The sequence below is a fragment of the Caballeronia sp. KNU42 genome, assembly GCF_053760385.1.
Genome location: NZ_CM132390.1, coordinates 1,238,904 through 1,265,213 on the forward strand (window position 1 = coordinate 1,238,904; position 26,310 = coordinate 1,265,213).

A 26,310-nucleotide genomic window follows, 5' to 3' on the forward strand; every position below is an offset into this window, starting at 1 on the left:
AATGACCCCGACCACTAACCCCCAACCCCACCCCCACCCAGTCCACCCCCACCCAGTCCACCCCCAAGTGCGAACGCCCCCCCTTCGAATAACTCAACGACCGGCCACTTGCGGTCGGCCGCAATCACCCGCAATTTCGCATCGGGGTTCGTTGCAACCGGATGAGTGACACGCTCCATCAACGGTACGTCGTTGATCGAATCGCTGTAGAAATAGCTCGCTTCGAAATCCGCCAGCTTCAATCCCCGTGAAGCTAACCATTGCTCAGTGCGAACAATCTTGCCTTCTCGGAAAGTCACCACCCCCACCGAGCGACCCGTGTAACGCCCAAGCGGATCATCGCCTTCAGTGCCCAGGTCGATCGCCAGCAAATGCTCAACGCCAAGCGCCTTCGCAATAGGTGCGGTAATGAACACATTGGTCGCAGTAACGATGCAGCACAAATGCCCCGCGTCGAGATGACGGCGCAGCAGCGCAAGCGCTTCCGGACGGATGGCCGGCTCGATCACCGTCCTCATGAAGGTCGCATGCCACGCATCGAGCTGTGTTCGCGGATGACGGGCGAGCGGCGCAAGCGTCAGCCCCAGATACTCGTCCATGTCAAGCGTGCCGGCGACGTATTGCTGATAGTACGCGTCAATCTCCTCCGCATGGCCGGCACTGCCCTCGAAACCCAGCGTGGCGTAGAAACGCGCCCACGACTGATCGCTATCCAGCGGCAGCAAGGTGTGATCCAGATCGAACAGCGCCAGAGTACGACTCATCCGTATAGCCCTTGATTAACGGTAAAAAACGGGTAGAAAGCGGGTAAAAAACAGGTAGAAAAGCAGATAAAAAAGCGCGCCAGAACGCCGTCCGGCGCAGCTTGCCCGACACGATTCGATCGTAGCGTTAAATACCCAAAACTACAACAAAGCAAAATTGTACAACTCATTTGCGTGGCATCATGGCACGTATCGAAGTACATTCGGGCAGTACAGCCGGAACGAACAACGGACGCAGCCTCATGTTGATTCTCTTGAATATTTTGTCGGGCGTAGCGTTGCTGGTGTGGGGCACGCATATTGTCCGGACCGGCATCCTGCGGGTCTTCGGCGCCGAGTTGCGGCGCGTGCTGGGAAGCAGTGCGAACAGCCGCTTCCGGGCGTTCGGCGCGGGCTTGTGCGTAACGAGCCTGGTCCAGAGCAGCAACGCGACCGCCGTGCTGGCCTCGTCGTTCGCGGCACAAGGCCTGCTGCCGCTCGCACCGGGTCTGGCCATCATGCTCGGCGCGGACGTCGGCACGGCACTGATGTCACGGGTGCTCACACTCGATCTCTCGTGGCTCTCGCCCATCCTGTTGCTCGGCGGCGTGATCGCGTTCCTGTCACTCAAGCAGACCCGCACGGGCCAGATGGGGCGAACGGTCATTGGGTTGGGGCTGATCCTGCTTGCGCTGCATCTGATCGTGGAGGCTGCGCAACCCGTGATGCAGGGAGAAGGCGTGAAGGTCATGTTCGGCGCACTGACGGGCGATTCCATGCTCGACACGCTGGTCGGCGCGGCCTTCGCCATGATTTCCTACTCCAGTCTTGCAGCAGTCCTGCTGACTGCAACCCTGGCCTCATCGGGCGTGATCTCGCTGAAGGTGGCGGTGTGCCTCGTGATCGGTGCGAACCTGGGCAGCGGGCTGCTTGCGGTGATCGGCACGCTGGGACAAAACCCCGCCGGCCGGCGTCTTGCGCTCGGCAATCTGCTGTTCAAACTGGCCGGCGCGTTGATCGTGCTGCCGTTCGCCCCATGGATCGCGGGGGGAATCGGCGCATTGATCCCGTATCCGCGCGAGGCGGTGATCACATTCCATCTCGTCTACAACATGGTGCGCTGTGTCGCATGCATGCCGCTGATCGATCCGGTTTCGCGCCTGTGTTACCGGCTGCTGCCGGACCGGCCCGAAGCCAACCCGGAACTGCGGCCGCTGTATCTTGACCCCGTCGCGCTCTCCACACCCACGCTTGCGCTGGCGAATGCCGCGCGCGAAGCGCTGCGGATCGGCGACATCATCCGCACGATGCTCGACAACCTGCTCGACCTGATGCGGGCCAACGACCCGGTCAAGGCACGCTCGACCATCCGCATGGACGATGATGTCGATCAGCTCTATGCCGCTGTCAAGACCTATCTGGCGCGCATCTCCCGCGAGCAGCTCGACGAGGCGGACAGCCGCCGCTGGACCGACATCATTACGTTGACGATCAACCTGGAGCATGCGGGGGACATCATCGAGCGCGTGGTGACCAACATTCTGGAGAAGAAGATCACGCACCGGCTGGCGTTTTCGCCCGAGGGCCTGGGCGAGCTGGAGGACCTGCATTCACGCGTGATCCTGACCTTGCAGCTCGGCCTGAGCGTATTTCTCAACAGCGACTTGCGCAGCGCCGAGCGCTTGCTGGCAGAAAAGGAGCGGTTCCGCGATCTCGAGCGCAGTTATTCATATGCGCACCTGGACCGGCTGGCGGGGCAAAGCGCGCGCAGTATCGAGACCAGTGCGTTGCATCTGGACATCATCAGCGACCTCAAGCGCCTCAACTCGCTGTTCTGCTCGACGGCCTATCCGGTCCTCGACGCTGCCGGCGCTCTGCGCGACACACGGCTGCGCCGCCGAGTGCTTGACGCTACCTACGGTAACGACAGCGTTTAAAACGCTAGGCGAGAATCACTTGCGGCAGCTTCTTGCGCAATGACAGCAGCGCCGGGCCTTCGGCGCCTTTCTTGTTGGTGATCAGCGTATCCACCCGATTGATCGGGCAGAACGCAATCCTGCTGCACTGTCCGATCTTGCTGTAGTCGGCGAGGATCACCACCCGGTCGGCGTGCGCGACCATCGCGCGGGCCACCTCGGTTTCAGCGTGATCGAAGTTCGTTGCACCATGCCGGTGATCGATGGCGACCGGCGAAAGCAAGGCCACGTCGGCGCGGTACCTGAGAATCTCGGCGACGGTCGTGCCGCCCACCGTGGCGAATGCACGGTCGCTGATCGAGCCGCCGAGCAGGATGATCTCGTTGCTCGACTCGGTCTTCTCGCCGCTCGAGCGCATCTTCTGGGCGACGTCTATCGAGTTCGTGATGATGGTCAGGTTGGCCAGTTTGGCGAGTTCTTCGGCCAGGATGGCGGTGGTCGTGCCGGCATCGATGAACAAGGTTTGTCCACTGCTGACCAGCGCGGTAGCGGCCCGTGCAATGGCGTTCTTCGACTTGACGTGCGTATGGCTGCGCTCGGCGATCGGCGCTTCGTCAGCCGGGCGCGTCACACCGCCATGCACCCGCCGCAATTCACCCAGCGCTTCCAGATCCACCAGATCGCGCCGGACCGTCTCGCGCGACACGCCGAGCTCGGCCATGATGCGCTCGGTCGACACGCGTTCAAGCGTGGCAAGCAGCGCACGAATTCTCTGATGACGATCTTCCTGCCACATGCTGTATTCCTGAGCGTTGAAGTCGAGCGGGTATTAGTGAAAACGAGTAGAAGCCGAGTAGAAGCCGAGTAGAAGCCAAAGCAAAGCCTCAGCTAAAGCCAAGCCTCAAGTCTTGTGAACGGACTATGTGTCGCCCGTGTGTCGCCAATATTAATAAGCTGTCGAGCGCCACGTGTTACCGGAAATCCACTGAAAGATTAACAAGAACCGGCGCTGCCGATGTTGCATTTTTTTGGATACTTGCGAATTTGGGTATTTGAACTTAGTCTCTCCGTCACACTCGCGGATAGTTCCCCTGGACTGTCCGCAGTGTCTGAAACTGGTCCTGGATTGCTGTCTTTTTCACCGTCGTCATCGTTCTTAAACATTTGGCCGCCAGAGTCGCGTGCGCGCCAAATGCGAGTGCGCATTAAAAAACAAGTTTCGGACAATGCAGCAAGTACGCAGCACGCAACTTTCCAAAAACGTAAGCACGCAGGCAGAGGATGGAATCACCATGAATCAAGACGGGTTGCGAGTGACTTCGACATTTCGCCGCTTGGGCGGCCGTACATCCATTACAGCAGCGATCGCCGCGCTGACCGCAGTGGCGGGGCAGGCTGTGGCGGCGCCCCCGGCGTCCCTTATCGAAGCTGCAAAGAAGGAAGGCCAGCTGACCACGATCGCCTTGCCGCACGACTGGTGCGGTTATGGCGCGCTGATCGAAGGCTTCAAAGCGAAGTACGGTATCACGGTGAACGAACTGAATCCGGACGCTGGTTCGGGCGACGAAGTCGAAGCCATCAAGGCGAACAAGGGCAACACCGGACCGCAGGCGCCTGACGTGATCGACGTCGGTTTGTCGTTTGGACCGACGGCACAGGCCGCCGGCTTGCTGCAGCCTTACAAGGTGTCGACGTGGTCGTCGATTCCCGACTCGGCCAAGGAGAAGGACGGCTATTGGTACGGTGATTACTACGGCGTGCTGTCGTTTGAAGTGAACACCGACATGATCGACAAGGTCCCGGCCGACTGGCCCGATCTGCTCAAGTCCGACTATAAGAATGCCGTCGCACTTGCGGGCGACCCACGCTCGGCTAACCAGGCCATCCAGGCTGTGTACGCGGCCGGGTTGTCGCAAAGCAAGGGCGATGCTTCGAAGGCCGGCGCTGCGGGCCTGAGCTATTTCGGCACGCTGAACAAGAACGGCAACTTCGTGCCGGTGATCGGCAAGGCGGCCTCTCTTGCGCAAGGCACCACGCCGATCGTCGTGCGCTGGGACTACAACGCGCTGGCCGATCGCGATACGTTGAAGGGCAATCCGAAGGTGGCGGTGGTCGTGCCGAAGACGGGCGTAGTGGCAGGCGTCTACGTACAGGGCATCAGTGCTTACGCTCCGCATCCGAACGCGGCCAAGCTGTGGATGGAATACCTGTATTCGGACGAAGGCCAGATTGGCTGGCTCACGGGCTACTGCCATCCGATCCGCTTCAAGGACCTCGAAGCTAACAAGAAGATCCCGGCAGCGCTGCTCGCCAAGCTGCCGCCGCCGTCAGCTTATAAGAACGTGGTGTTCCCGACGCTCGACGAACAAAACGCTTCGAAGGCGCTCATTACGAAGCAGTGGGATCAGGTGGTCGGCGCGAACGTGAAGTAACTGCTTGAAGTAGACGCGTGAAGTAGTCACACGAAGTAGTCACACGAAGTAGTCGCACGAAGTAACGTAGTGCACGGGTAGCCGGACTCGGTGTCCGGTTACTTTTCCGGCTCGCGCTTTGTGCCTGGTCCCCAGCGCGGCCTGTCAGTCTAGAGCGACATCATGAGCACTTCATCGAAGATCGCCACGCCCATGTCCGGACATGAGGAGCGCGAGGGAAAGTCGAACCCGTCGCTCGGCCCCGGCATGAAAGCGGCGCGACGCGTGTCGCCCGCGTGGAATTATCTCGGCGTCTTACCGTTTTTCGCGTTTGCGGTCTTGTTCCTGCTGCTGCCCACCGCATGGCTGATGGTCGGCGCGTTCCAGGACGCGCAGGGCCATTTCACGCTCGATAATTTCCGCCAGTTGCTGCAGCCGAGCGTGCTCGATGCGTACTGGATCAGCTTCAAGGTCAGCGCGGCATCGGCACTGGGCGGCGGCGTGCTCGGACTGTTGCTGGCCTGGGCCGCCGTGCAGGGCAAGCTGCCTGTGTGGATTCGCCCGACCCTGATGACCTTCTCCGGCGTCGCGTCGAACTTCGCGGGCGTGCCGCTCGCGTTCGCGTTCATCTGCACGCTCGGGCGCGTCGGACTGGTTACGGTGCTGCTGAAGAAGTATGTCGGCATCAACCTGTATTCCACGGGCTTCAGCGTCCTGAGCTTCACGGGGCTGACGCTGACCTACCTGTACTTCCAGATTCCGCTGATGGTTCTCATCATCACGCCGGCGCTCGACGGCCTGAAGCGTGAGTGGCGTGAGGCCTGCGATTGTCTGGGCGGCAGTGCCTACCACTACTGGATGTTTGTAGCGTTGCCAGTGCTCTGGCCGAGCGTGCTCGGCGCCACGCTGCTGCTGTTCGCCAATGCGTTCGGCGCGGTGGCAACGGCTTATGCGCTCACGGGCAGTTCGCTCAACATCGTGCCGATCGTGCTGTACGCGCAGATTCGCGGCGACGTGCTGCACAACGAAAATCTTGGTTATGCGCTCGCGCTCGGCATGGTGCTCGTCACCGGCTTGTCCAACGGCGGTTATATCTGGTTGCGCTCACGCGCTGAAAGGGGCCGTCGATGAGCACCGTCACCACAGTCACTCCAACTCCGGTTCCTGATAACAAGGTCCGGGCCCAGACGCGCGCGGGCGCGTGGATCGCAATGGTCGTCGGCGCGCTGTACTTCCTGCTGCCGCTGGCGGCAACCGTGGACTTCAGCCTGAAAATGCGTCGCGGCGAATACAGCTTCGACGCCTACCGCGTCGTGCTCACCGATCCGCATTTCCAGGCGTCGTTCGGCTACTCCATCATGATGGGCGTATTCGCCATCGTGCTTGGGGTGTTGCTGGTCGTGCCGACCGCCTACTGGGTGCAGTTGCGCTTGCCGAAGCTGCGTCCGCTGATCGAGTTCATCACGCTGTTGCCGCTGGTGATACCGGCCATCGTGATCGTGTTCGGCTACCTGCATATCTACAACAGCAGTTCGTTCCTGCCGCTCACCGGCAACGAGCGCGCGACTGACTTCCTCTTGATCTGCGGTTATGTCACGTTGTGTTTGCCCTATATGTACCGCTCGGTGGATGCGGGCCTGCGCGCCGTCGATGTCCGCTCGCTGACCGAAGCCGCCGAGTGCCTGGGGGCGAACTGGCCGACCATCCTCTTCAAGATCATCTTTCCGAACGTGCGTTCCGGGATCCTCTCGGGTGCGTTCCTGACCTTCGCGGTGGTGATCGGCGAATTCACGCTGGCCAGCTTGCTCAACCGTCCGGCGTTCGGGCCGTATCTGCAGTTGATCGGCGCGAACCGGGCGTATGAACCTTCGGCGCTCGCGATCATCGCGTTCGCCATTACGTGGGCCTCGATGGGGCTTATTCAGGTCTTCGGCTCGGCGCGCTCCCTCGCCGGACAAAAAATTTAAAGGGCAGGCTTGTCATGGCACTTCTCGAGATCGAAAACCTCTCCAAGACGTTCGGCACGAACACCGTGCTGCATCAGTTCGATATGCAAATCGAGCGCGGCGAATTCATCACCTTCCTCGGGCCGTCGGGTTGCGGCAAGACGACGGTGCTGCGCATGATCGCCGGCTTTGAAACGCCCACGCGCGGCACGATCAAGCTCGGCGGGCGCGACGTCACCCACGTGCGCACGCGCCAACGCAAGGTCGGCATGGTGTTCCAGTCGTATGCGCTGTTTCCGAACATGACGGTGGCGGACAACATCGGCTTTGGGCTGAAGGTGATGGGGCGTCCGCAAGCGGAGATCAAGACGCGCGTGAAGGAAATGCTCGAACTGATCAAGCTGCCTCATCTGGCCGAGCGGTATCCGTGGCAGATGTCCGGCGGTCAGCAGCAACGGGTGGCGCTGGCGCGGGCGCTGGCCAACAAACCGCAAGTGCTGCTGCTCGACGAACCGCTGTCCGCACTCGATGCCAAGATCCGCGTCTCGCTGCGCGAGGACATTCGCAACTTGCAGCGCGAGCTTGGCATCACCTCGATTTTCGTGACGCACGACCAGGAAGAGGCGCTGTCGATTTCCGACCGGATCGTGGTGATGAACGAAGGGCGCGTGGAGCAGATCGGCACGCCCTCGGAGATCTATAACTTTCCGCGTACGCGCTTCGTGGCGTCGTTTGTTGGAACGTTGAATCTGCTGTCGGGACAGGTGGTGGATCCGGCGAGCGGCAAGATCGTGGTCGGCGGCCAGGAATTGCGCACCTCGCACGCGCTCAATTCCGCCGATACCGGCAAGCAGCGGATGCTCGCGGTTCGTCCGGAGGCCATTGTGCTGGAAGCGCCGGCGAACGGGCGCAATACGCTGGCGGCGACGGTTGAAGAGGTCAATTTCCTCGGCGCCGTGGTGCGGATCAGGACACGCGTGGATCAGTCCGTGATTTCCCTCGATATATTCAACGACCCGAACCGGCGCTTGCCGGAACGCGGGCAACCCGTGGCGCTCGGGTTCTCGCATGAGAATTTGCTGGTGCTGGAGGAGGGGGCTTGATCGTCGGTGTTGGGCAGCGATGATCGGGTTTTTCGAATTTCAAGGAAGAAGGCCGCTTTGCATGGCGCAGGCGGCCTTTTTCTTGAGCGAAGCCGCGGCCGTGCCGTATTTCAGCGGGCGGCGCGCCCCCGTTTTCTTCGTCCGAGTTCCGTTCCAAAAATCGGCACAATCTACACGTCCGTCTCAAAATGTTAAGGTAGTGCACGGTTTATTTTGAGACGGACAGCAAAAGCGTGATTTTCAGCACCCATTTGAAGGTTTTAGGCGCTTCCCTAGCCGCATCGATCCTGGTTCTTGGCGCCTGCGCGCCTTTGCCTACCGATGGCAGCGCCAGCAGTGCGCTGCCGGCGTCGAGCGTCCCGCAGGCGGTCGCCGCCAAACCGCAACCTGGCACGAGACGTACCGCGCAGGTCGATTCGTCCGGCGCTCCGGCTCCGCAACGCATAGAAGTAGGCGGTCCCAGCGGCTACCGGACCGAAGTCTCCATTACGCCGCCCAAGCAGGTGTGCGATCTCGACGCCTTCGCCGACGGTGTCCAGTACGGTTATGCCTACACCTGGAATCGCCTTGAGATGGAACAGGCGCGTGAAGGCGGCAAGGCTGGCGGCGCGCCGCAACCCCAGTTCGATCCCTCAGGCATCCGTTTGCAGGACGAGCAGTACAAGATCGTGTGGAACGGGAGCCAGCGGGTGAATGCGTGCGCGTCGGATGGTTATCTGATCGGGCGCATCGTGGGTACGCACCAGGCCTACACCGATCTCAAGGGCGGCGCGAGCTGATCGCACCTGGCGTCGTTCAGTCGCATTTATGGGCGTCGGCCACGTAGGTCGCCGCCCTCACGGTATCGCCATAAATGGTATATCCCGTGCCGTTCGCCGATGGTTCCGCGTCAATCAGCAAGATGGTCTGCCCGTTCGCACCGTGTACGGTGATCACGGCGCCGTCCGCGTTCGGCGAGTATTCGCCGATCTTCAGCGGCCGCGTAGCCCATTTTGCCTTCACGCAGGCCACAAACGGCAGCGTCTTGAATTGCGACGTTCCCGAGCCGACCGGCACCGTCTTGATCAGCTGATCGTATTGAGTCACGCAGGCGCTCAAGACGAAGACGGCGACGGAGAGCGAGACGGTCAAAGCGGCGGCGAGGCGTGGCGTTTTCATACGGTAGAACCTTTTTATCGATGATGACTGCGGCTCCCGCTTGCGGGCATTCGAGCCAAGATGCTAACCGCTCGCCCGATCAGGTGTGAAGAAAACGGCCGGAACGGCGTCAAAACCGCTGCCGGACTCGTCCGAACGGCATAGACTCCCACACTTTTCTTAAGTCCCGTCAACCTAGGCCGTTATACAGCCGTTGCTAACCGTAACGTTACATTCAGGTTTTTGAAATCTGAATGAGCGCCGGATAGACACGCAACGGTCCGGCATTTGGCCGCCAGAACCAAGAACCAACAAAACGCCAACAAGCCGCAAGGCCCAAAGGCGTTGGAGCAAGTCCGGTAATCCGCATGTCTCGCAGAAATAGTGTCAGTTCAATTTTCTCGTTGGAATCGCTGCTTCGCTTGCCGAAAGCGTGGCGATTGCAGCGTTTCACCGCGCCAGTCCTCGCACTGGTTGTGTGCGCGTTGCTGCTCGTGGTGTTCGAGCATCTGTCGCACGCGGTCGACTATAAAACGGTCGTTCATCAATTACGCGCGCTTCGCTTGGAAGCGTGGGCCGGGGCGCTTGCCGCCACCGTGCTGAGCTACGCGGCGCTGGTTGGGCGTGACGGCGTCGGCCTGCGCTATCTCGACACCAAAGTACCCCGTTCCGTGCTGTGGGTCGGAGCGACGGTCGCCTCCGCGCTCGGCAATGCCACCGGTTTCGGCGCGCTGACCGGCGGCGCCGTGCGCTGCCGCGTGTATGGCGTTGCGGGCGTCACGCCCGCGCAGGTCGGTCGCCTGACCGTGTTCACGAGCGTCACGCTTGCGCTCGCGCTGGCGTTGATGACGGCGATCGGCATGGTATGCGCCGCCGATACCCTGGCCGTCATGCTGCACGCATCGCCGGATTTCCTGCGCGTCAGCGGCGGCGCGGTCCTGATCGGATTCGCGGTGATGATCGTGCTGTGCCGCGCCGCCCCCCGAACCCTGCAAACGCGCTGGAGCTGGCTCGCCGTCACCATTCCGGCGCGCCGCGACCTGGTTGCGCAACTTGCGCTCGCCGCGCTCGACGTAACCGCTGCCGCGCTTGCGCTGTGGGCCGTGCTGCCGCACGCCCAGGTGGGCTTTGGCGAGTTCCTGACGGTATTTTCCGCCGCGATGCTGCTCGGCATGATCGGCCATACGCCGGGTGGCGTCGGCGTATTCGAGGCGGCAATGGTTTTTGCCCTCGGCGGCAGCGTGAAAACGCCCGAGATGCTGGCGGCGCTGCTGGCGTATCGCGCGATCTATTTCGGCCTGCCGCTGATCGCCGCAACGTTCGTGCTGGCAGCGTTCGAAGGCCGGGCGCTGAAGGGGCGCTTCGCGTTTCTGAATCCATCGAATGTGTCGCAGTTGGCACCCGTGTTCCTGAGCGTGGTGACCTTCGTGGTCGGCGGCATGCTCGTGATTTCAGGCGCCACGCCCGCGTTCGGCAAGCGTATCGCGGTGCTGCAAGCCGTGTTGCCGCTGTGGGTGCTCGAAAGCTCGCAACTGCTCGGAAGCGTGCTGGGCGTGGTTCTGCTGTTCGTTGCGCGCGGTTTGCTGCGCCGGCTTGACGCCGCGTGGTGGCTCGCCATCACGCTCGCGGTGGCCAACCTGGCGCTGTCGATGGCGAAGGGGCTGGCGTTTGTCGAAACGGGTGTGCTCGCGCTGCTGATCGTGTTGTTGCTCGCCACCCGCGACCGCTTCAGCCGGCGCTCGTCGCTCCTGGCTGAGCGGTTCACGGTGAGCTGGCTGGTGTCGGTCGCGATCGTGATCGGGCTGGCGGTCTGGATCATGTTGTTCGCGTTTCGCGATGTCAATTACAGCCGCGACCTCTGGTGGCAATTCGCCTTTGACGAACGCGCGCCGCGCGCGTTGCGCGCGACGCTCGCGGCGGGCTTGTCCGCTGCGCTGTTCGCCGTGTGGCAGTTGCTGCGTCCGGCCGCCGGCCGCTTCGAGAAACCCGCGCCCCAGGATCTGCTCGATGCCGCACGCATTTTCCGCGCGCAGGAGCGCAGCGACGCCGGCCTCGCCATGATGGGCGACAAGAGTTTCCTGTTCTCGACCTCGCGCGAGGCGTTCCTGATGTACGCGAAACACGGGCGCACTTGGGCCGCGCTGCACGACCCGGTCGGGCCGCGCCGCGAATGGGCGGAGTTGATCCGCCGGTTCGTGGAAATGGCGCACGCGCACGGTGGCCGTGCCGCGTTCTATCAGGTTCGCGCCGACGCGCTGCCGCTTTACCTCGATGCCGGTCTCACGCTGATGAAACTCGGCGAAGAGGCGCATATCGTGCTGGATGATTTCGACCTGAAGGGCTCGCATCGCGCCCATTTGCGCTATGCGTTGAAGCGCGGCGAACGCGACGGTTTCGACGTGGAAGTCATCGATTCCCCGCGTGTTCCCGAGTGCATGCCGATCCTGCGCGAGATTTCCGATGCATGGCTCGGAAGCCGCGAGGCGCGCGAAAAGAGCTTTTCGGTCGCGGCCTTCACCGACGATTACCTCGCCGCGCAGTCCGTGTTGCTGGTGCGCCAGGCAGGCCAGCCGGTGGCGTTCGTCACGTTCATGACGACCGACCTGAACACCGAAGCCACGGTCGGCGTGATGCGGCATCAGCCGGACGCGTCGCCGTACGCAATGGAATACCTGTTCACGAAGCTCGCGCTGCATTTGAAGCAGGCCGGGTTCCAGACCTTGAGCCTGGGCATTGCGCCTTTGTCCGGCATGCAGCCGACACCGCTTGCTTCGCCGTGGCATCGGCTGGCTGGATTGGTCTGGCGATTTGGCGGACGTTTCTACAATTTCCGGGGCTTGCGCGGTTTCAAGAGCAAGTTCCAGCCGCGTTGGGAACCGCGTTATCTGGCGGCATCCGGCTCGGTCGGCGTGTTTTTCACGCTCGCAGATCTCTCGTTGCTGGCGGGAGGCTGGCGTTCATGACATTTTTCAGGAAGTTCGCAGTTGTTGCTGTGTTGTCTATGTTGTCGATTTCAATGGCCCATGCGGGCACTTTGCCCGGCGGCCGCTATGGCGACGTGACGTTCACGAAACCCGCCGGCCCCATGCGCGGCTTCGTTGTGCTTTTCTCCGATAAAAACTGGACCCCTGCCGACACGCAGACCGCCGATGCGTTGGCCAAACACGGCGCAATGGTCGTTGGCGTGGACACGGCGCGCTACGCGGCGAAATTGCCCTTGCTCAATGAGACGTGCCACAAGCTCGTCGGCGATGCCGAGTCGGTGAGCCATCAACTTGAACGCGAAGTGCAATCAAGCCGTTATTTCGCGCCCATCCTGATCGGCACGGGCCAGGGCGGCGTGCTGGCCACGAAAATCCTTGCCCAGGCGCCGGACAATACGGTCGCGGGCGCACTCGCACTGAATCCCGATGCCGAACTGGACGCGCGTTTCAACCCGTGCCCGCCCGATCCGACCATCACGCATGCGAAGGGCCTGCCTGGTTTCTTCGATAAAACCACGCAGCCCGCCAGCGCTTCACCGCCCAATGCACAAGCCGATGCGCTGCTCGCGCTCGCCGCGCCGCATCTGAAGTTAGAGCAGCTCCGCGACGAAGACGTATCGGATCTACCGCTCATAGAACTGCCCGCCGCGCGCCCGACGAACCTGCTTGCGATCGTTATTTCCGGCGACGGCGGCTGGCGCGATCTCGACAAAACCGTCGGGGAGTCGTTGCAGAAAGATGGGGTATCGGTGATCGGCATCGACAGCTTGCGTTACTTCTGGAGCGCGAAGACGCCCGAGCAAACGAGCCACGATCTCGCTCGCGTGATCCAGGCTTACAGCGCGCGCTGGCACTCGGAGCACGTCGCGCTGATCGGCTATTCGTTCGGCGCGGACGTGATGCCGTTCGCCTATAACCGCTTGCCTGAATCGGTGCGCTCGAAGGTATCGTTTGTGTCGTTGATGGGATTTGCGCCCGACGCCGATTTCCAGATCCGCGTCACGGGCTGGCTTGGCATGCCGGCGAGCAAGGACGCGTTGCAAGTGCGGCCTGAACTCGCGAAACTGCCGCCAGCGATGGTGCAGTGCATCTACGGCACGGCCGAGAAAGATACGCTGTGTCCCGCGCTGACGCAGACGGGGATAGAAGTGGTGAAGACCACTGGCGATCACCACTTCGGCGGCGACTACAACGAGCTCGCTCGACGCATCCTGAGTAGCTGGCGCAAGCAGATCGCCGCGCGGACCTGAGCCGGACGGCGGTCGCTTTTCAGCGCCCGTCGCGAGAGGACTACAGCGGTTGGAGCGGCCCGATGAAGTCCATCTTTCCGACCGGTACGCCGAGGTGCCGGAGGATGTCGTAAGCCGTGACAATATGGAAATAGAAGTTCGGAAGCCCGAACTGGAACAAATACTCCGCGCCGCTGAATTGCAACTCAAAGTTCTTTTGCTTGATGGTCACCACACGCGTATCAGCGCCTTCAAACGTCTTCTCATCGATACCTTTCAGATACGCCGTCGTCTTCGCAATACGCTCCCGCAGTTCCGCGAAGGTTGTTTCCGTATCCTCGAAACTGGGCGCTGCAACGCCGCACAGACGTTGCGCCGATGCCTTCGATGTATCGCTTGCACGCTGAATTTGAGCGGCGAACGGCAGCATGTCGTCGAATAGTCGTGCGGTCGTTATATCGGTTTCGCTCAAGCCCTTTTCTTTCGCGTGGGCGGCGGCTTTGTCGAGCAGGGAAGCGAGCACGTCAAGGCTGCGGATGAATACTGGAACGGTCGCGCGATACATGGAAACGGACATGGTGAGGCTCCTGATTTTGATCGGGCCACAAGCATACCGGGACGTTGCACATAGCGCTTTTTCCGCCGTTCGAACGCCACGTATGACACGCTCGTGCGGGACGTTTTTCGAGCTTGCGAAATGATGGGAGCGCTCACTGCCAAAGGCGAAAAGATGCACGCCCGACGCGTCACAAATGAGACGCTGTGTATTCGAGTTGCCGCTAAACACGGCTATCATGGACATTTTTACGGCCGGGACGCCCGTCATGATCTCAGACGATCTTACTCAAGAAATACAACGTATCGACCGTGAAGTGCTCCGCGAATTCATCGACCGGAAGTGGGATGACGAAATTCTCCCCGCGCTTACCGATTACATCGCGGTGCCCGCCAAAAGCCCGATGTTCGACCTCGACTGGGCGCGCAACGGATTCATCGAACGTGTCATTACGGACGCTGCGCAATGGGCCGAACGGCAACCCGTTCGCGGCCTGAAAGTGGAAATCATCCGCTTGCCCAATCGCACGCCCGTGATCTTTTTCGAAGCACCGGCTACGCGCTCGAACAGCAGCGACACCATCGTCCTCTATGGCCATCTCGACAAACAGCCCGAGTTCGACGGCTGGCGTCGGGATCTCGGACCCTGGTCGCCCAAATACGAAGACGGCAAGTTGTACGGCCGAGGCGGTGCGGACGACGGTTACGCCACGTACTCGTCGATCAGCGCAATCGCCGCGCTCGATGCGCAAGGCATTGAGCGACCGCGCTGTGTCGGCATTATCGAAACGTGTGAAGAATCGGGCAGCTATGACTTGCTGCCGTACATCGATGCGCTGCGTGACCGGCTTGGCAACGTGAGTCTCGTGATCTGCCTCGACTCCGGCGCGGGCAACTACGATCAGCTCTGGCTGACCACGTCGCTGCGCGGTCTCGTTGCGGGCGACCTGGAAGTGCAGGTGCTCGACGAAGGCATTCACTCGGGCACGAACGGCGGCATTGCGCCCTCCACGTTCCGCATCATGCGCCAGCTGCTGGAGCGGCTCGAAGATTCGAGTACGGGCAACCTGCTGCCGAAGGGTTTTCATTGCGATATCCCCTCGCGCCGCCTGAGCGAAGCGGAAGCAACGGCACGTATTCTCGGCGAAGACGTGTGGAAGAAGCTCCCGTGGACCTGCGGCCAGAATGGCGGCACCGTGCTGCCCGTCACAACCGACCCGCGTGAAGCGCTGCTCGATTCCACCTGGCGGCCGTCGTTGGCGGTGACCGGGGCGGAAGGGCTGCCGTCGCTGATCAATGCGGGCAACGTGCTGCGTCCGCGGACCGCGTTCAAGCTGTCGCTGCGCCTGCCGCCGCTGGTCGAAGCCACGAAGGCGCTTGCGGAACTCAAGTCCATGCTCGAAGCCGATCCGCCCTACAACGCGAAGGTCACGTTCAAGCCCGAGCGCGGTGAGGCAACAGGCTGGAGCGCGCCCGAATTATCGACGTGGCTGGGTGATGCGCTTAACGACGCGTCGCGCCGGCACTTCGGCGCGGATGTCGCGTTCCTGGGTCAGGGCGGTACCATTCCGTTGATGAACACGTTGCAGGAAGGCTTTCCGCGTTCGCAGTTCATGGTATGTGGCGTGCTGGGACCGAGGTCCAACGCGCACGGGCCGAATGAATTCCTGCACGTGCCTTTCGCGAAGAAACTCACGGCGACGGTTGCCGAGGTGATCGCCGCGACGCCTTGATGTCGGGCTAGCGACTTAGACTTTCAGACGGCGCGCAGTTTTTGCGCGCCGTTTTGTTTTGAACGGTATGGTGATGAACCGGCGCACCGGCTAACTCCGAGCGCGGATGTTCTTATATTCAGGAGACGCAGTCGCATGAGCACTGAAACCACGCGCGAATCGCGCATCGCCCCGGACACCTTGCACGCATTCGTCAGCGCGATATGGACCCACGCCGGCAGTACGCCGCGCGAAGCGCAACTGGTGGCCGATCATCTGGTGATGGCGAATCTATCGGGTCACGATTCGCACGGCGTCGGCATGATTCCGCGTTATATGGCGTCGCTAGCGGACAACGAGTTGCAGCTCAATACGCACGCAGAAGTTGTTCGCGATGTCGGCGCGGTGCTGACTATCGATGGTCGCAAGGGGTTCGGCCAGGTCGTGGCGTATGAGGCGATGGAGCACGGCATCGAGCGGGCGAAAAAGCTCGGCGTGTGCGCGGTCGGCTTGCGCAATGCGCATCACATTGGGCGCATCGGGCATTGGGCCGAACAATGCGCGGCAGCCGGTCTTGTGTCGTTTCACTTCGTCAATGTGGCGGGCGATCCGCTGGTTGCGCCGTTTGGCGGTATCGACCGGCGCTTCGGCACGAACCCTTTTTGTGCGGCGTTTCCGCGCGAAGGAGACACGCCGCTGGTGCTCGATTTTGCGACGGCGGGAATTGCCTACGGCAAGACGCGCGTGGCCTATAACAAGGGCGTGAAGGTCGCGCCGGGTTACCTGATCGACCATGCGGGCGTGCCGACCATCGAACCGAAGGTCATGCACGAAGCACCGTTCGGCTCGCTGACGGCGATGGGCGCGCACAAAGGCTATGGCCTCGCCGCCATGTGCGAGATTTTCGGCGGCGCGCTGTCGGGCGGTTACACCACGCACGCGGACACGTTGGGCACCACAAGCGCGATCATCAATTGCATGACGTCGGTGATCGTGGACCCGAATGCCTTCGATGCCCCCAACGCACAGGCCGAAGCCGATGCGTTCGTCGAGTGGGTGAAGGCGTCGCCGCTCGCGGCCGGGACGGACAGGATTATGGTGCCGGGCGAGCCGGAACAGGCGCGGCGGGCCGATCTCAACGCGAACGGCATTCCTATCGATCCCACCACGTGGCAGCAAATCCGTAGCGCCGCTGTGCAATCAGGCATGCCGGCAGGTGAGGTCGAGGAGTTCGTGCAAGCGTTGAAGTGAGCTTTCGGCATTGTTGTGCGCAGGGCTGGGCGAAAACGTCCGGCCCTGCGCAACGCTTGATTGCCGGTCAGCTTGTCTGCATCATCTCGTTGCTGATCCAGTCGGTCACCGACGTCCGCTTCGGTTCCCAGCCCAGCAGTTCCCGCGCGTGCTTGCCACGCACCCGGCTATTCGATCCCAGCCCGTACGACGCCATTTCGTAGCCCCATTCCTGCTTGGCTTCTTCGAGCGGCCAGTCTTGCGGCGCGCCGAGGCCGAGGACTTTAGCCATCGCCGTCGTCATATCGCGGAAAACCGCTTCGCCGCTTTCGACGAAATAGAACGTACCGGCCGGCGATTTTTCAAGCGCACGAGCGTACAGGTCGGCGACATCATCGATATGCACGTTCGACCAGATATTGCGTCCCGGTCCCACGTGCCGCACGATGCCGCTCTTTTGCGCCTGCGCCAGCAAACGCGGCAACTGCACGCTTTTCGCGTTTGCCATCGCGCCGTGGCCGTAGATGAGCGTATTGCATAGCACGGACGCACGCACGCCGCGTTTGGCGGCGTCGAGCACGAGGTTATCGATGGCGACGCGTGCGGCTTTATCGGCGGTAGGTTCGGGCAGCTTGTCCTCGTAGTAGATTGCGTCCGTTCCTTCGCCGCCGGACGCATCGCCAACAATGCTCGAGCCGCTCGTGTGCAGCAGCGGCTTGTTCGAGCCCTCAAGCCCAACGATCAGCGCTTCGACTGCCCCGCGATGGTCGCTGCTGGCGGCATTGATGACGCCATCGGCCGCTTTCGCCTGTTCGATCAGCAACGCCCGGTCGTCCAGGCTGCCGATCACGGGTTCGATTCCCAATGCCTTGAGTTCGTCCGCCTGTTCCGGCCGACGGATGAGGCCGCTGACCTGATGGCCGTCGCGAACCAGACGCGCCGCAATCGAACCGCCGATAAAACCGCCCGCGCCAGTGACAAAGATCTTCATGTTCGTTCTCCAGTGAGTTCTTTGGATTGAGTCGATGCATGCAGTATCCCCGTCTTCGACTTTCGCAAAAACAGTGTTAGTCTCAAATCAATCTTGATTCAAGATCAACAATGCATCGATGAAAACAACGACTGAAGAACTGCTGGCGTTCGTGACGGTGATTGACAGCGGTTCGATCACGGCCGCCGCAGAGGCTTTGCAGCAAACCGTCTCGGGCGTAAGCCGTGCTTTGACGCGGTTGGAGCACAAGCTCGACGCCACGCTGGTGCGGCGGACTACGCGCCGCCTGCAACTCACCGACGAAGGCGAGCTTTTCCTCGTGCGCGCCCGTGCGATTCTCGCCGCGATGGAGGACGCCGAGGAGTCGATCGCTCGCCAACGCGAACGGCCGGCCGGACGGCTGCGGGTGGATGCAGCGTCGCCTTTCGTCCTGCATTGCATCGTGCCGCACGTTCAAGCGTTCGCCCAAGCATATCCGGAGATCGTGCTGGAACTGAGCAGCAATGAGCGGATTGTCGACTTGATGGAGCAGCGCGTGGACATCGCGATCCGGATTGGCGCGCTGCAGGATTCCACGCTGCACGCGCGCTCACTCGGCAGCAGCCGGCTGCGCATACTGGCGAGTCCCGCGTATCTCGCGCAACGGGGAGAGCCGCGCACGATGGCTGAATTGCGGCGGCATCGGCTGATCGGCTTCACAGCGCCCGAAAGTTTGAACGACTGGCCCTTGACCGATGACGACGGCGCGCGCTTTCGCATCGCACCGGATATTGCGGCATCGAGTGGCGAGACCATGCGGCAACTTGCGCTGGCGGGCGGCGGGATCGTGTGCCTCGCCGCGTACATGACCAGCGCCGACGTGGCCGGCGGGCGCCTGCAAACCGTGATGGACCCCGTTTTGCTCGACGTCCGGCAACCGATCAGCGCGGTGTTTTACCAGAGCGCATCGATGGCGGGACGGGCGAAAGCTTTCCTCGATTTTCTCGCCGGACGGTTGGTGCTTTAACGCGCCCGACGTATGCTGCCGGTTTCCTGTTTACTACTTTCTTAACATTCATATGCCCATTGAACTCATCAACGCACCGGGTCTTCCGGTTCCCGCCGGCCATTACAGTCACGCTACGCGCACCGGGAATCTCGTTTGCGTGTCCGGGCAATTGCCTATGCGTCCCGACGGTACGCATACCGGCGATCTATCGTTCGAACAGCAGGCCCAGCAGGCGCTGGACAACGTCAGCACCGTTCTGGCAGCGGCCGGAGCGGGCTTGAAAGACGTGATCGAGGTGACGGTTTACCTGGTTGGCGTGGATCACTGGAAAACCTTCAACGAAATCTATGCGCGTCATTTCGGTGACTGGAAACCCGCACGGGCAGTCGTTCCCGTAGGCGCGCTGCATTATGGGTACCTGCTGGAAATCGCGGCGCGGGCGTGGGTGGAAACGGCTTGAGTCGTTGTTTGTTATTTGCCTGAGTCGGTGTTTGGCGCCAATAGGATTAAGGCCGAGCGCACAACCGTTCGATTCACGTTGGCGTGACGCGGCAGCGCTTTTATCATGGCGAGGTTGCGTCCTTACCGGTGACGTCATGATCCAACTTGTGCTGTTTCTGCTGGGCGTGGACTATCTGCGCCGCCGTTCGCTTACGTTGGCGGTGGTGGGCGGCATCTGGCTGGTGATCGGGGTGTCGGTGTTTATCGATGCCCTCGACGGCGTCCTGTATTTCCCCATCCATGTGTTCGCGTGGCTGCTGCTCATCGAAGGTATCGCGACCCTCGCCATAGCGCGTGTTGGTGTGGGCGGCCAGCGCACGCTACGTTACGTGAAAGGCGGCGCGTTCATCCTCGCCGCGCTGCTGATCATGTTGGGCAATCATCACGGCAACTTCGTCCTGTCGATGATCTTCGGCACGCTTTTTCTCGCCGATGGCTTGCTGCAGAGCGTGTCGGCCCTCGTGGTGCGTTACAGCCGATGGAGAATCGTCCTGGCGCTGGCCATTGTTGAAATCCTGCTCGCGGTATTTTTCTTTGAACCGTATCCGACGCATTACGTCGGCACGGCGCCTTACGCGATCGGGCTTGGACTCGCGTTTGGCGGCTGGAACATGCTGTGGATCGCGTTTCGGGTACGCCGCATGGAAAGCTTGCCGCCTGAAAACGAGAAGGTGCTGACGCTTTCCGATGACGTCATAGCCGATCCCGCCCACGCTGAAAAGTCCGCTGCGACAAAGGCCGCTGCGACCGCTGTGATTACCGAGGCCGATAGCCCGTTCGAATGGGACGGCCCTCCCGCCGCCGATGAAAAAGCGCTCACCGTGCATGTGTGGACGCCGGTCGGGTCCGCAAGGGCACAGGCTAACCGGCGGCTGATCGTGGACCGCTACATTGCCGCTGTCGATGCCAATGGCGTCATCTCGACGGGCCATGCAGCGCTCGAATCGCCCGAGGGTATTTACATCAGCTTGTATCCGGGGGCGGAAATCGATCGTTCGCCTGACGAGTTCGGACGTATCTTGCGCGCGACTCGCGAGAACAACGTGCCGGGCACCTTCCAGCCGGACTACGCGACGGAATCGAAGGCCTGGTGCGAATCCACGATCCGCGTGCGTATCCGTAATTACCGGCCCGATCGGTTGAAGGCGTTTTGGGACAAATATCGGCAGGATCAGACCTATAACCTGACCTACCGGAATTGTTCCAGCACGGTTTCCAAGGCGCTGGAAGCAGCGCTCGAAGGGACGGTGGGCACCTTTCACGGTCGCGATACCGGCTGGCGTGCGTTTCTTCGCCTGATCGTGACGCCGGAGCTATGGGTCGCCGCGCAGATCCGCAAGCGCGCGGCCACGATGGCCTGGACCCCGGGCCTGACGCTCGACTACGCGCGCGCACTGAGCATGCTGGCCGATCCCCGGCCGTTTGGCTATCTCAAGATGGCACGGCTCGCGGTGCGCAAGATGCTGCGCTCGCGGCGCGAATGGCGGCAGGAAGCTTCCGATGCCGCCGACGCCCGTGCCAGCCGGATGGACGGGTCGGGCGCTTCGTAGGTCTTGCGCGACGTCGTGGCGCGGCCTTTTGGTGGAGTGGCTGCGGCGTGTATTAGCTAGCTACGCGCTGTTGCGATAGGCGACTTTCGACTCGACACCTTCGACTTTCGACATGCGAATCGCGGCGCGCGGCCTTCCACTTGCCGTTTGCCGCGCGCGGCTCACCCAAGATCGAGCGTGGCCGTCATGTCCCCCAGCGGCGCTTCACCGTTTGCCGCGAATGCCCGGTCCCGCGCGACAACGCCGTCAAGTGGCACCAGGTCGTGGACGCGCGTGATGAAGCGCAGGATGGAGTTCGTGTCGTAGACCGTATGGTCGACGACCCCCTTCTTCGCGAACGGCGCGATCATCAGGGCGGGAATGCGCGAGCCCGGTCCCCATCGATCCCCTTTCGGCGGCGGCACGTGGTCCCACCAGCCGCCGTTCTCGTCGTGCGTGATGATGACGACCGTGTTTTCCCATTGCGGCCCACGCTGGATTCGCTCGACGATGTTGGCGAGATGGCGGTCACCCGATTCGACATCGGCGTAACCCGCATGCATGTTCAGATTGCCTTGCGGCTTGTAGAACGTCACAGCCGGCAACCGCCCTGCGTCAATATCCGCAATGAATTTGTTCGTCGACGGATCGTCGCCCAAACCGGCGTCGCGCAGGTGTTGCGTGCGTGCCTGCGTGCCGGGAGCAAAGCTCTTGAAATAATTGAATGGCTGATGGTGATACTGGAAATCGGGAACCATGCCGGTGTCGAGGTGCGTGAGCGCATAGTTCCAGCCGCCGCTGTACCACGCCCAGTCCACGCCTTTATCCGATAACCGGTCGCCGATGGTGGCATAACTCTGCGGCGGCAGCACGCGATAATTCGATGGGTCCGCCAGCGCGGGATCACCGCCTTGCGCCGGGCGGACATTGCTCGGCTGATAGGGCGGCGCCATGGTGTTGACGGCGTAGCCGTCGGCTGTGAGTGCGCCGTCGTTGACGAAGGACGGAGGGCCATCGAGTGCCGATGGCGGTGAGTCGGCCGCGAGTTTCAGGCGCGTGCCCAGCGGGTCGTCCCCGTCCACGACAGACAGGAGCTTTTTCGCCGGACCGTTATGCGCATCCGGATAAAACGGAGCCTGTGCCGAAATCAGGTAAATGTGGTTGAGCCAGGAGCCGCCGAATGCAGCCATGAAGAAGTTGTCGCACAGCACGTTTTGCCGGGCGATGTTCCACAGCTTCAGCGAATCGGCCGAATTGCGGTAATGCCCCATGACCAGGCCGCCGGAATCGCCCCAGGCGGCGAACTGGTTGTTGCGGCCCGCGTTGATCTGCATCTGGTTCTGGTAGAAACGGTGCACGAGGTCGCGCGTGATGACGCCATTGGGCAGCGGTTGCCCCTGTGCATCGACGAGATGGAACGGTCCGTTCGGCACTCCGTCGATCTGCTTCTCCGAAATCATGTAGCGCTTGCCGTCCACTTCCTGCGCTTGCGGCACGAGGCCGCCCCAGATTTTCGGCAGGACAGGCATGGGCGTGCGCCCGTCGCGATCCAGCTGTACGTAGCGCGACGCGGGCACGGCTTCCAGCGGATATTGCACGCCGGGATAGTTAGCCCAGAGGTTACTGAAGCTGCGATTTTCCGCGTAGATCACGACGATATGACCGACCCGCGCTTGCAGCGTCCGGTCGAGCGCGATGTCAGCGGCCGTCTTGGGCGTAGCCGGGCGTGAGTCAAAAAGATTACAGCCGCTCAGCGACAATCCGGTCAAACCAGCCAGACCCACGCCAGCCGCAAGCAGGCGGCGGCGCGCGGGATCGAGGGGCAGGTCGGATGCGGGTTGTTCGTCGCGGGGATCGTCAGTGTGGCTCATCGCAGCTCCTGAATGTCTGGCGGCTCATCAATGTGCTTATTGATGTGGATAAATGACGCGGATAAATGATGTAGCTAAATAATGTGACGCAACAGTGACTCAGCAGTGACTGACTATTTTGAATCAAAGCGGGGAATCAAAGCATTGAATCAAACCCGCGAATCAAGGCGATGCACGAGGCGGGACGCTACCCGGTCATCCATGGCGCAAAGCGACTGTGCGTTGCTTTGTCCGCTTTCGTCTACCTGAATCTTGCCTGGAAACGAGTGGCTTCCGATAGCTGACCAAACGGCCTATGTATGCAAGCGTCAGGTGCGTGTCGCCTCGGCCCATTCGCGCACTGCCTGCGAGAACAGCCGAAGGGCTGCCGGCGGATGCCGGTTCGCGGGATAGTAAAGACTAAGGCCAGGTAGCGATGGACTCCACTCGGGCAACAGGTGGATCAGTCGTCCGGAAGCGAGGTGATCCACCACGTGATATTCCGGAACCCAGGCAAGGCCAATTCCAGCCAGAGCCGCATCAACCATCAACGTAGTGTTGCCGAGCGTCATCGGCCCGTTCACGTCGACGCTGGCGCTGCTGCCGTGACGTTCCAGTTCCCAGCGATACAGTGCACCACTGGCGAACCGGAAGCGGATGCAGCGATGCTTAGCAAGGTCCTGCGGTGTTTGGGGTCTGTCGTGCCGCGACAAATACTCGGGAGACGCGACTGCGGCGAAGCGCAGATCCGGTCCAAACCTGATTGCAATCATGTCGCGCGGCACGTCGTCGAGCACCCGGATGCCAGCGTCGAAACCGTCCGCCACGATATCAACGAGCCGGGTATCCACCACTATCTCAACGTGGATGTCGGGATAAGCCTCCAAGAATTTCGGTAGCACATTGAGCACTAGCGGCCTCGAACCTGCCTCAGCGGCACTGATCCGTATCGATCCCGAAGGTCGGCTGCCGACCGATGCCACTTCATTGATGCCGTCCTGAAGGTCGGCGAGCGCGGGTCCCACACGGCGCAGCAGGTGTTCGCCAGCCTCAGTCAGTCCCACCGATCGTGTGGTCCGGTTGAAGAGCCGGACACGGAGATTTTCCTCCAGGCTGCGTATCGCGTGGCTGAGGGCTGGCGGCGAAACGCCTAGCTGACGGGCCGCGGCGCGAAAACTCCGGTGCTCGGCGATGGCGATAAACGCTGTGAGTTCGGACAGGCCCGCACGCAGTTGCATAGATGAATTTCCTTCAATACCCCGTGAAATTCTACGCGTATTGTTAAGTTATTAGCAACAAACTAGGATGCAATGAGCCCGCACCGTCCGGCGCCCAAAGCGTCGGCAGTGCCCGAATCAATTCCGCCACGCATGCGATCTGGAGTCGCTTGAATGGGCATGAATAAATGGAGAAGTAGGGGATGGAATCGAATATTGAAGGCAAGGTCGTCGTTATCACCGGTGCAAGCAGCGGCTTGGGTGAAGCGACAGCCCGGCATCTGAGTGCACGAGGTGCAAAGGTGGCGCTAGGGGCCCGGCGGGCCGAACGCATCCAGTCGCTGGCGGAAGAATTGATCCGCAATGGCGGCGAGGCAATTGCGGTCACGACCGATGTGACACGTCATGAGGACGTCAAGGCGTTGGTCGACGCGGCGGTAAAAGCTTTTGGACGCGTCGACGTGATGATCAATAACGCCGGACTGATGCCACATTCGGCCCTCGAGCGCCTGAAGATCGACGACTGGAACCGGACCATCGACGTCAACATCAAAGGCGTGCTGTATGGCATTGCCGCTGCCTTGCCCTACATGAAGGAGCAGAAGAGCGGACACATTATCAATGTGTCATCGGTCGCCGGTCGCACCGTCAGGCCAGGCAGCGCTGTGTACGCTGCGACCAAGAGCGCAGTCCTGATGATCTCCGAGGGTTTGCGCCAGGAGGTCAAGCCCTACGACATCCGCACGACGGTGGTATCACCCGGCGCGATCGCCACGGATCTGCCAGCAAGCATCACCGAGCCCGATGTGGCCGACCTTGTCAGCAAGTTCTACGAGCAGTATGCAATTCCGGCTGAGTCGTTCGCGCGGGCGGTGGCGTTCGCCATCAGCCAACCTCCGGAAATGGACGTGAATGAGATTTTGTTCCGTCCGACGCGCCAGGAAGGCTGATGGCTCCTTTGGGTGCGCGCTTTCCAGACAACAGCGGGAACCGCGTGGCCGTGACAGAGCGATTTCGATTTCGTCATCAGGCCATCTGACGCGACCGGCCCATCAACCTGACCTTGCCCTGGTATCGATCGTCGCTGCGGACAGATGGCTTACTTGCGATGGGACGCGCTCGTCAGGAACTCGGGGGCACTACGGATTCCCGGGGCACCAGGCTGCATTCGATCTTGGTAATCGGATAATGCTGGCGGTCCCGCGGCTTGCTCTCATACTCTTGCAGATGCTCGATAGCCCAGCGGCCCATCGCCCGGTGCGGGAGGACGCAGGTGGTCAGCTTCGGCCGCAGATGACGCGAGATCTCTTCATCGTCATAGCCGACCACCGACACGTCGCCCGGTACGGCCAAACCTGCTTCGCGCAGCGCGTCGTAGCAGCCCACAGCCGTGCGGTCATTCTGGCAGAAGATGGCGGTTGGTGGATGCTTCAAAGCAAGCAGGCTTCGTGTGGCCTCGTAGCCTCCGGTGGTCGACCAGTCGCCCTGCACGACGAGGTTTGGATCGAACGGAATGTCGGCTGTGGCCAACGCTCGCCGGTAGCCTTCCAGGCGGGAGCTCGCGGCATCCATCCACATCTCGCCAACGATGGTGCCGATGCGGCGATGACCCTGTTCGATCAGGTGACGGGTAGCTGCCTGGCCGCCCGCGATTTCACTCGGGATGACCGAGGCGAACGCATGGTCTTGCGTGTAGCAGTTCAGCAAGACTACGGGAATATCCAGCTCGTATAGCATCGGATGCGCTTGAAGTTCGCGCGTGATAATCGTCATGTAGATCATCGACGACACGCCAAGCGACAGCAGTGTCTGGATCGCCTTGGGTTCCATCATCGCGTCCGATCCGGTCTGCGCGGACACCAGCACGCGACCGGTGCGCCACGCCTCCTGATGCGCACTGTCGATGGCTATGGCCGCTTCGGGACTCGTTGCGAGTTGATCGACAAGAAAGCCAATCGTGCCGGCCGTCGCTGACACCTGGACTTGCGGCTGCTCCAGAGCACGAAAGGTCGACGCCGTGTAGCCCATCGCGCGTGCCACCGTCAATACCCTTTCGCTGGTCTCAGGCGAGATTTTCACGCCGGCGGCCCCATTGAGCACGAAGGAGACGGTCGCCTGCGAGCAACCCGCTTCGCGTGCAACGTCAACCATCGTCACACGCCGGCCTCTTCGCCTGATAGGGCCGGGCGTGGGCTGCGGATCGACGGGAGCCCGCGCTTTCGAGTCTGCGGCTCTTCTTGCCATGAGCAAAGGGTCGGTTATCGGAAA

The 26,310-nt window shown here is 61.6% G+C and carries 22 protein-coding genes; 14 read left to right on the forward strand and 8 right to left on the reverse strand.

From position 1 onward, the window contains the following. Positions 1 to 14: 14 nt before the first annotated feature. Positions 15 to 764, reverse strand: coding sequence for an HAD family hydrolase (locus tag ACSOSP_RS36790; protein ID WP_455313941.1), 750 nt, complete (start codon positions 762 to 764; stop codon positions 15 to 17). A gap of 242 nt (positions 765 to 1,006) precedes the next feature. Here ACSOSP_RS36790 and ACSOSP_RS36795 point away from each other — a divergent pair, with 242 nt between their 5' ends. Then, on the forward strand, positions 1,007 to 2,680 hold the full coding sequence (locus ACSOSP_RS36795) for a Na/Pi cotransporter family protein (RefSeq protein WP_455313942.1): 1,674 nt from the start codon (positions 1,007 to 1,009) through the stop codon (positions 2,678 to 2,680). A gap of 4 nt (positions 2,681 to 2,684) precedes the next feature. Here the strand turns inward: ACSOSP_RS36795 and ACSOSP_RS36800 are convergent, their stop codons facing one another. Continuing rightward, entirely contained in the window at positions 2,685 to 3,455 is a 771-nt protein-coding gene (locus ACSOSP_RS36800) for a DeoR/GlpR family DNA-binding transcription regulator (RefSeq protein WP_455313943.1), read from the reverse strand. 496 nt (positions 3,456 to 3,951) lie between these two features. On the opposite strand from ACSOSP_RS36800, the gene ACSOSP_RS36805 reads away from it, so the two are divergent. The 5 genes from ACSOSP_RS36805 (at position 3,952) to ACSOSP_RS36825 (ending at position 8,898) form a co-directional block, all read left to right on the forward strand. Beyond that, positions 3,952 to 5,091: an ABC transporter substrate-binding protein gene (locus ACSOSP_RS36805; RefSeq protein WP_455313944.1), complete on the forward strand. Its 1,140-nt coding sequence runs from the start codon at positions 3,952 to 3,954 to the stop codon at positions 5,089 to 5,091. 246 nt (positions 5,092 to 5,337) lie between these two features. Then, a complete protein-coding gene (locus tag ACSOSP_RS36810) occupies positions 5,338 to 6,201 on the forward strand; it encodes an ABC transporter permease (RefSeq protein ID WP_455315350.1) in 864 nt (287 codons plus the stop codon). After that, a complete protein-coding gene (locus ACSOSP_RS36815) occupies positions 6,198 to 7,037 on the forward strand; it encodes an ABC transporter permease (RefSeq protein ID WP_455313945.1) in 840 nt (279 codons plus the stop codon). The genes ACSOSP_RS36810 and ACSOSP_RS36815 overlap by 4 nt, the downstream gene beginning before the upstream one ends. A 14-nt stretch (positions 7,038 to 7,051) precedes the next feature. Beyond that, a complete protein-coding gene (locus ACSOSP_RS36820) occupies positions 7,052 to 8,119 on the forward strand; it encodes an ABC transporter ATP-binding protein (protein WP_455313946.1) in 1,068 nt (355 codons plus the stop codon). Between the two features lie 233 nt (positions 8,120 to 8,352). Then, a complete protein-coding gene (locus tag ACSOSP_RS36825) occupies positions 8,353 to 8,898 on the forward strand; it encodes a hypothetical protein (RefSeq protein WP_455313947.1) in 546 nt (181 codons plus the stop codon). A 16-nt stretch (positions 8,899 to 8,914) separates the two neighbouring features. Here the strand turns inward: ACSOSP_RS36825 and ACSOSP_RS36830 are convergent, their stop codons facing one another. Next, positions 8,915 to 9,277 carry a hypothetical protein gene (locus ACSOSP_RS36830; RefSeq protein WP_455313948.1) on the reverse strand — a complete coding sequence of 121 codons (363 nt, stop codon included), beginning with the start codon at positions 9,275 to 9,277 and terminating at the stop codon, positions 8,915 to 8,917. Positions 9,278 to 9,624: 347 nt separating this feature from the next. Between ACSOSP_RS36830 and mprF the strand changes: the two genes are divergently transcribed. Next, the gene (mprF, locus tag ACSOSP_RS36835; RefSeq protein ID WP_455313949.1) at positions 9,625 to 12,219 is read left to right on the forward strand and encodes a bifunctional lysylphosphatidylglycerol flippase/synthetase MprF; all 2,595 of its coding nucleotides are present in this window, start codon (positions 9,625 to 9,627) and stop codon (positions 12,217 to 12,219) included. Beyond that, entirely contained in the window at positions 12,216 to 13,490 is a 1,275-nt protein-coding gene (locus ACSOSP_RS36840; protein ID WP_455313950.1) for a virulence factor family protein, read from the forward strand. Before mprF ends, ACSOSP_RS36840 begins: the two co-directional genes overlap by 4 nt. Before the next feature lie 40 nt (positions 13,491 to 13,530). Here ACSOSP_RS36840 and ACSOSP_RS36845 read toward each other — a convergent pair whose 3' ends face one another. Beyond that, positions 13,531 to 14,046, reverse strand: coding sequence for a DUF1993 domain-containing protein (locus tag ACSOSP_RS36845; protein WP_455313951.1), 516 nt, complete (start codon positions 14,044 to 14,046; stop codon positions 13,531 to 13,533). A 247-nt stretch (positions 14,047 to 14,293) separates the two neighbouring features. On the opposite strand from ACSOSP_RS36845, the gene ACSOSP_RS36850 reads away from it, so the two are divergent. Further along, positions 14,294 to 15,757, forward strand: coding sequence for a M20 family metallopeptidase (locus ACSOSP_RS36850; RefSeq protein ID WP_455313952.1), 1,464 nt, complete (start codon positions 14,294 to 14,296; stop codon positions 15,755 to 15,757). Between the two features lie 135 nt (positions 15,758 to 15,892). After that, a complete protein-coding gene (locus tag ACSOSP_RS36855) occupies positions 15,893 to 16,987 on the forward strand; it encodes a malate/lactate/ureidoglycolate dehydrogenase (RefSeq protein WP_455313953.1) in 1,095 nt (364 codons plus the stop codon). Between the two features lie 67 nt (positions 16,988 to 17,054). Here the strand turns inward: ACSOSP_RS36855 and ACSOSP_RS36860 are convergent, their stop codons facing one another. Then, complete coding sequence (locus tag ACSOSP_RS36860) at positions 17,055 to 17,957, reverse strand: NAD-dependent epimerase/dehydratase family protein (RefSeq protein WP_455313954.1); 903 nt, start codon at positions 17,955 to 17,957, stop codon at positions 17,055 to 17,057. Between the two features lie 118 nt (positions 17,958 to 18,075). Here ACSOSP_RS36860 and ACSOSP_RS36865 point away from each other — a divergent pair, with 118 nt between their 5' ends. From ACSOSP_RS36865 to ACSOSP_RS36875, 3 genes are all read left to right on the forward strand, one after another. Then, positions 18,076 to 18,963, forward strand: coding sequence for a LysR family transcriptional regulator (locus tag ACSOSP_RS36865; protein ID WP_455313955.1), 888 nt, complete (start codon positions 18,076 to 18,078; stop codon positions 18,961 to 18,963). A 52-nt stretch (positions 18,964 to 19,015) separates the two neighbouring features. Further along, complete coding sequence (locus ACSOSP_RS36870) at positions 19,016 to 19,405, forward strand: RidA family protein (RefSeq protein WP_455313956.1); 390 nt, start codon at positions 19,016 to 19,018, stop codon at positions 19,403 to 19,405. Between the two features lie 136 nt (positions 19,406 to 19,541). Continuing rightward, entirely contained in the window at positions 19,542 to 20,996 is a 1,455-nt protein-coding gene (locus ACSOSP_RS36875; protein ID WP_455313957.1) for an HdeD family acid-resistance protein, read from the forward strand. 161 nt (positions 20,997 to 21,157) lie between these two features. On the opposite strand, the gene ACSOSP_RS36880 is transcribed toward ACSOSP_RS36875, so the two are convergent. Next, positions 21,158 to 22,846 carry an acid phosphatase gene (locus ACSOSP_RS36880; RefSeq protein WP_455313958.1) on the reverse strand — a complete coding sequence of 563 codons (1,689 nt, stop codon included), beginning with the start codon at positions 22,844 to 22,846 and terminating at the stop codon, positions 21,158 to 21,160. A 308-nt stretch (positions 22,847 to 23,154) separates the two neighbouring features. Continuing rightward, entirely contained in the window at positions 23,155 to 24,063 is a 909-nt protein-coding gene (locus ACSOSP_RS36885) for a LysR family transcriptional regulator (protein WP_455313959.1), read from the reverse strand. 182 nt (positions 24,064 to 24,245) lie between these two features. Between ACSOSP_RS36885 and ACSOSP_RS36890 the strand changes: the two genes are divergently transcribed. After that, on the forward strand, positions 24,246 to 24,992 hold the full coding sequence (locus ACSOSP_RS36890) for an SDR family oxidoreductase (RefSeq protein WP_455313960.1): 747 nt from the start codon (positions 24,246 to 24,248) through the stop codon (positions 24,990 to 24,992). Positions 24,993 to 25,164: 172 nt separating this feature from the next. Here ACSOSP_RS36890 and ACSOSP_RS36895 read toward each other — a convergent pair whose 3' ends face one another. Beyond that, entirely contained in the window at positions 25,165 to 26,193 is a 1,029-nt protein-coding gene (locus tag ACSOSP_RS36895; protein WP_455313961.1) for a LacI family DNA-binding transcriptional regulator, read from the reverse strand. Positions 26,194 to 26,310: the final 117 nt, after the last annotated feature.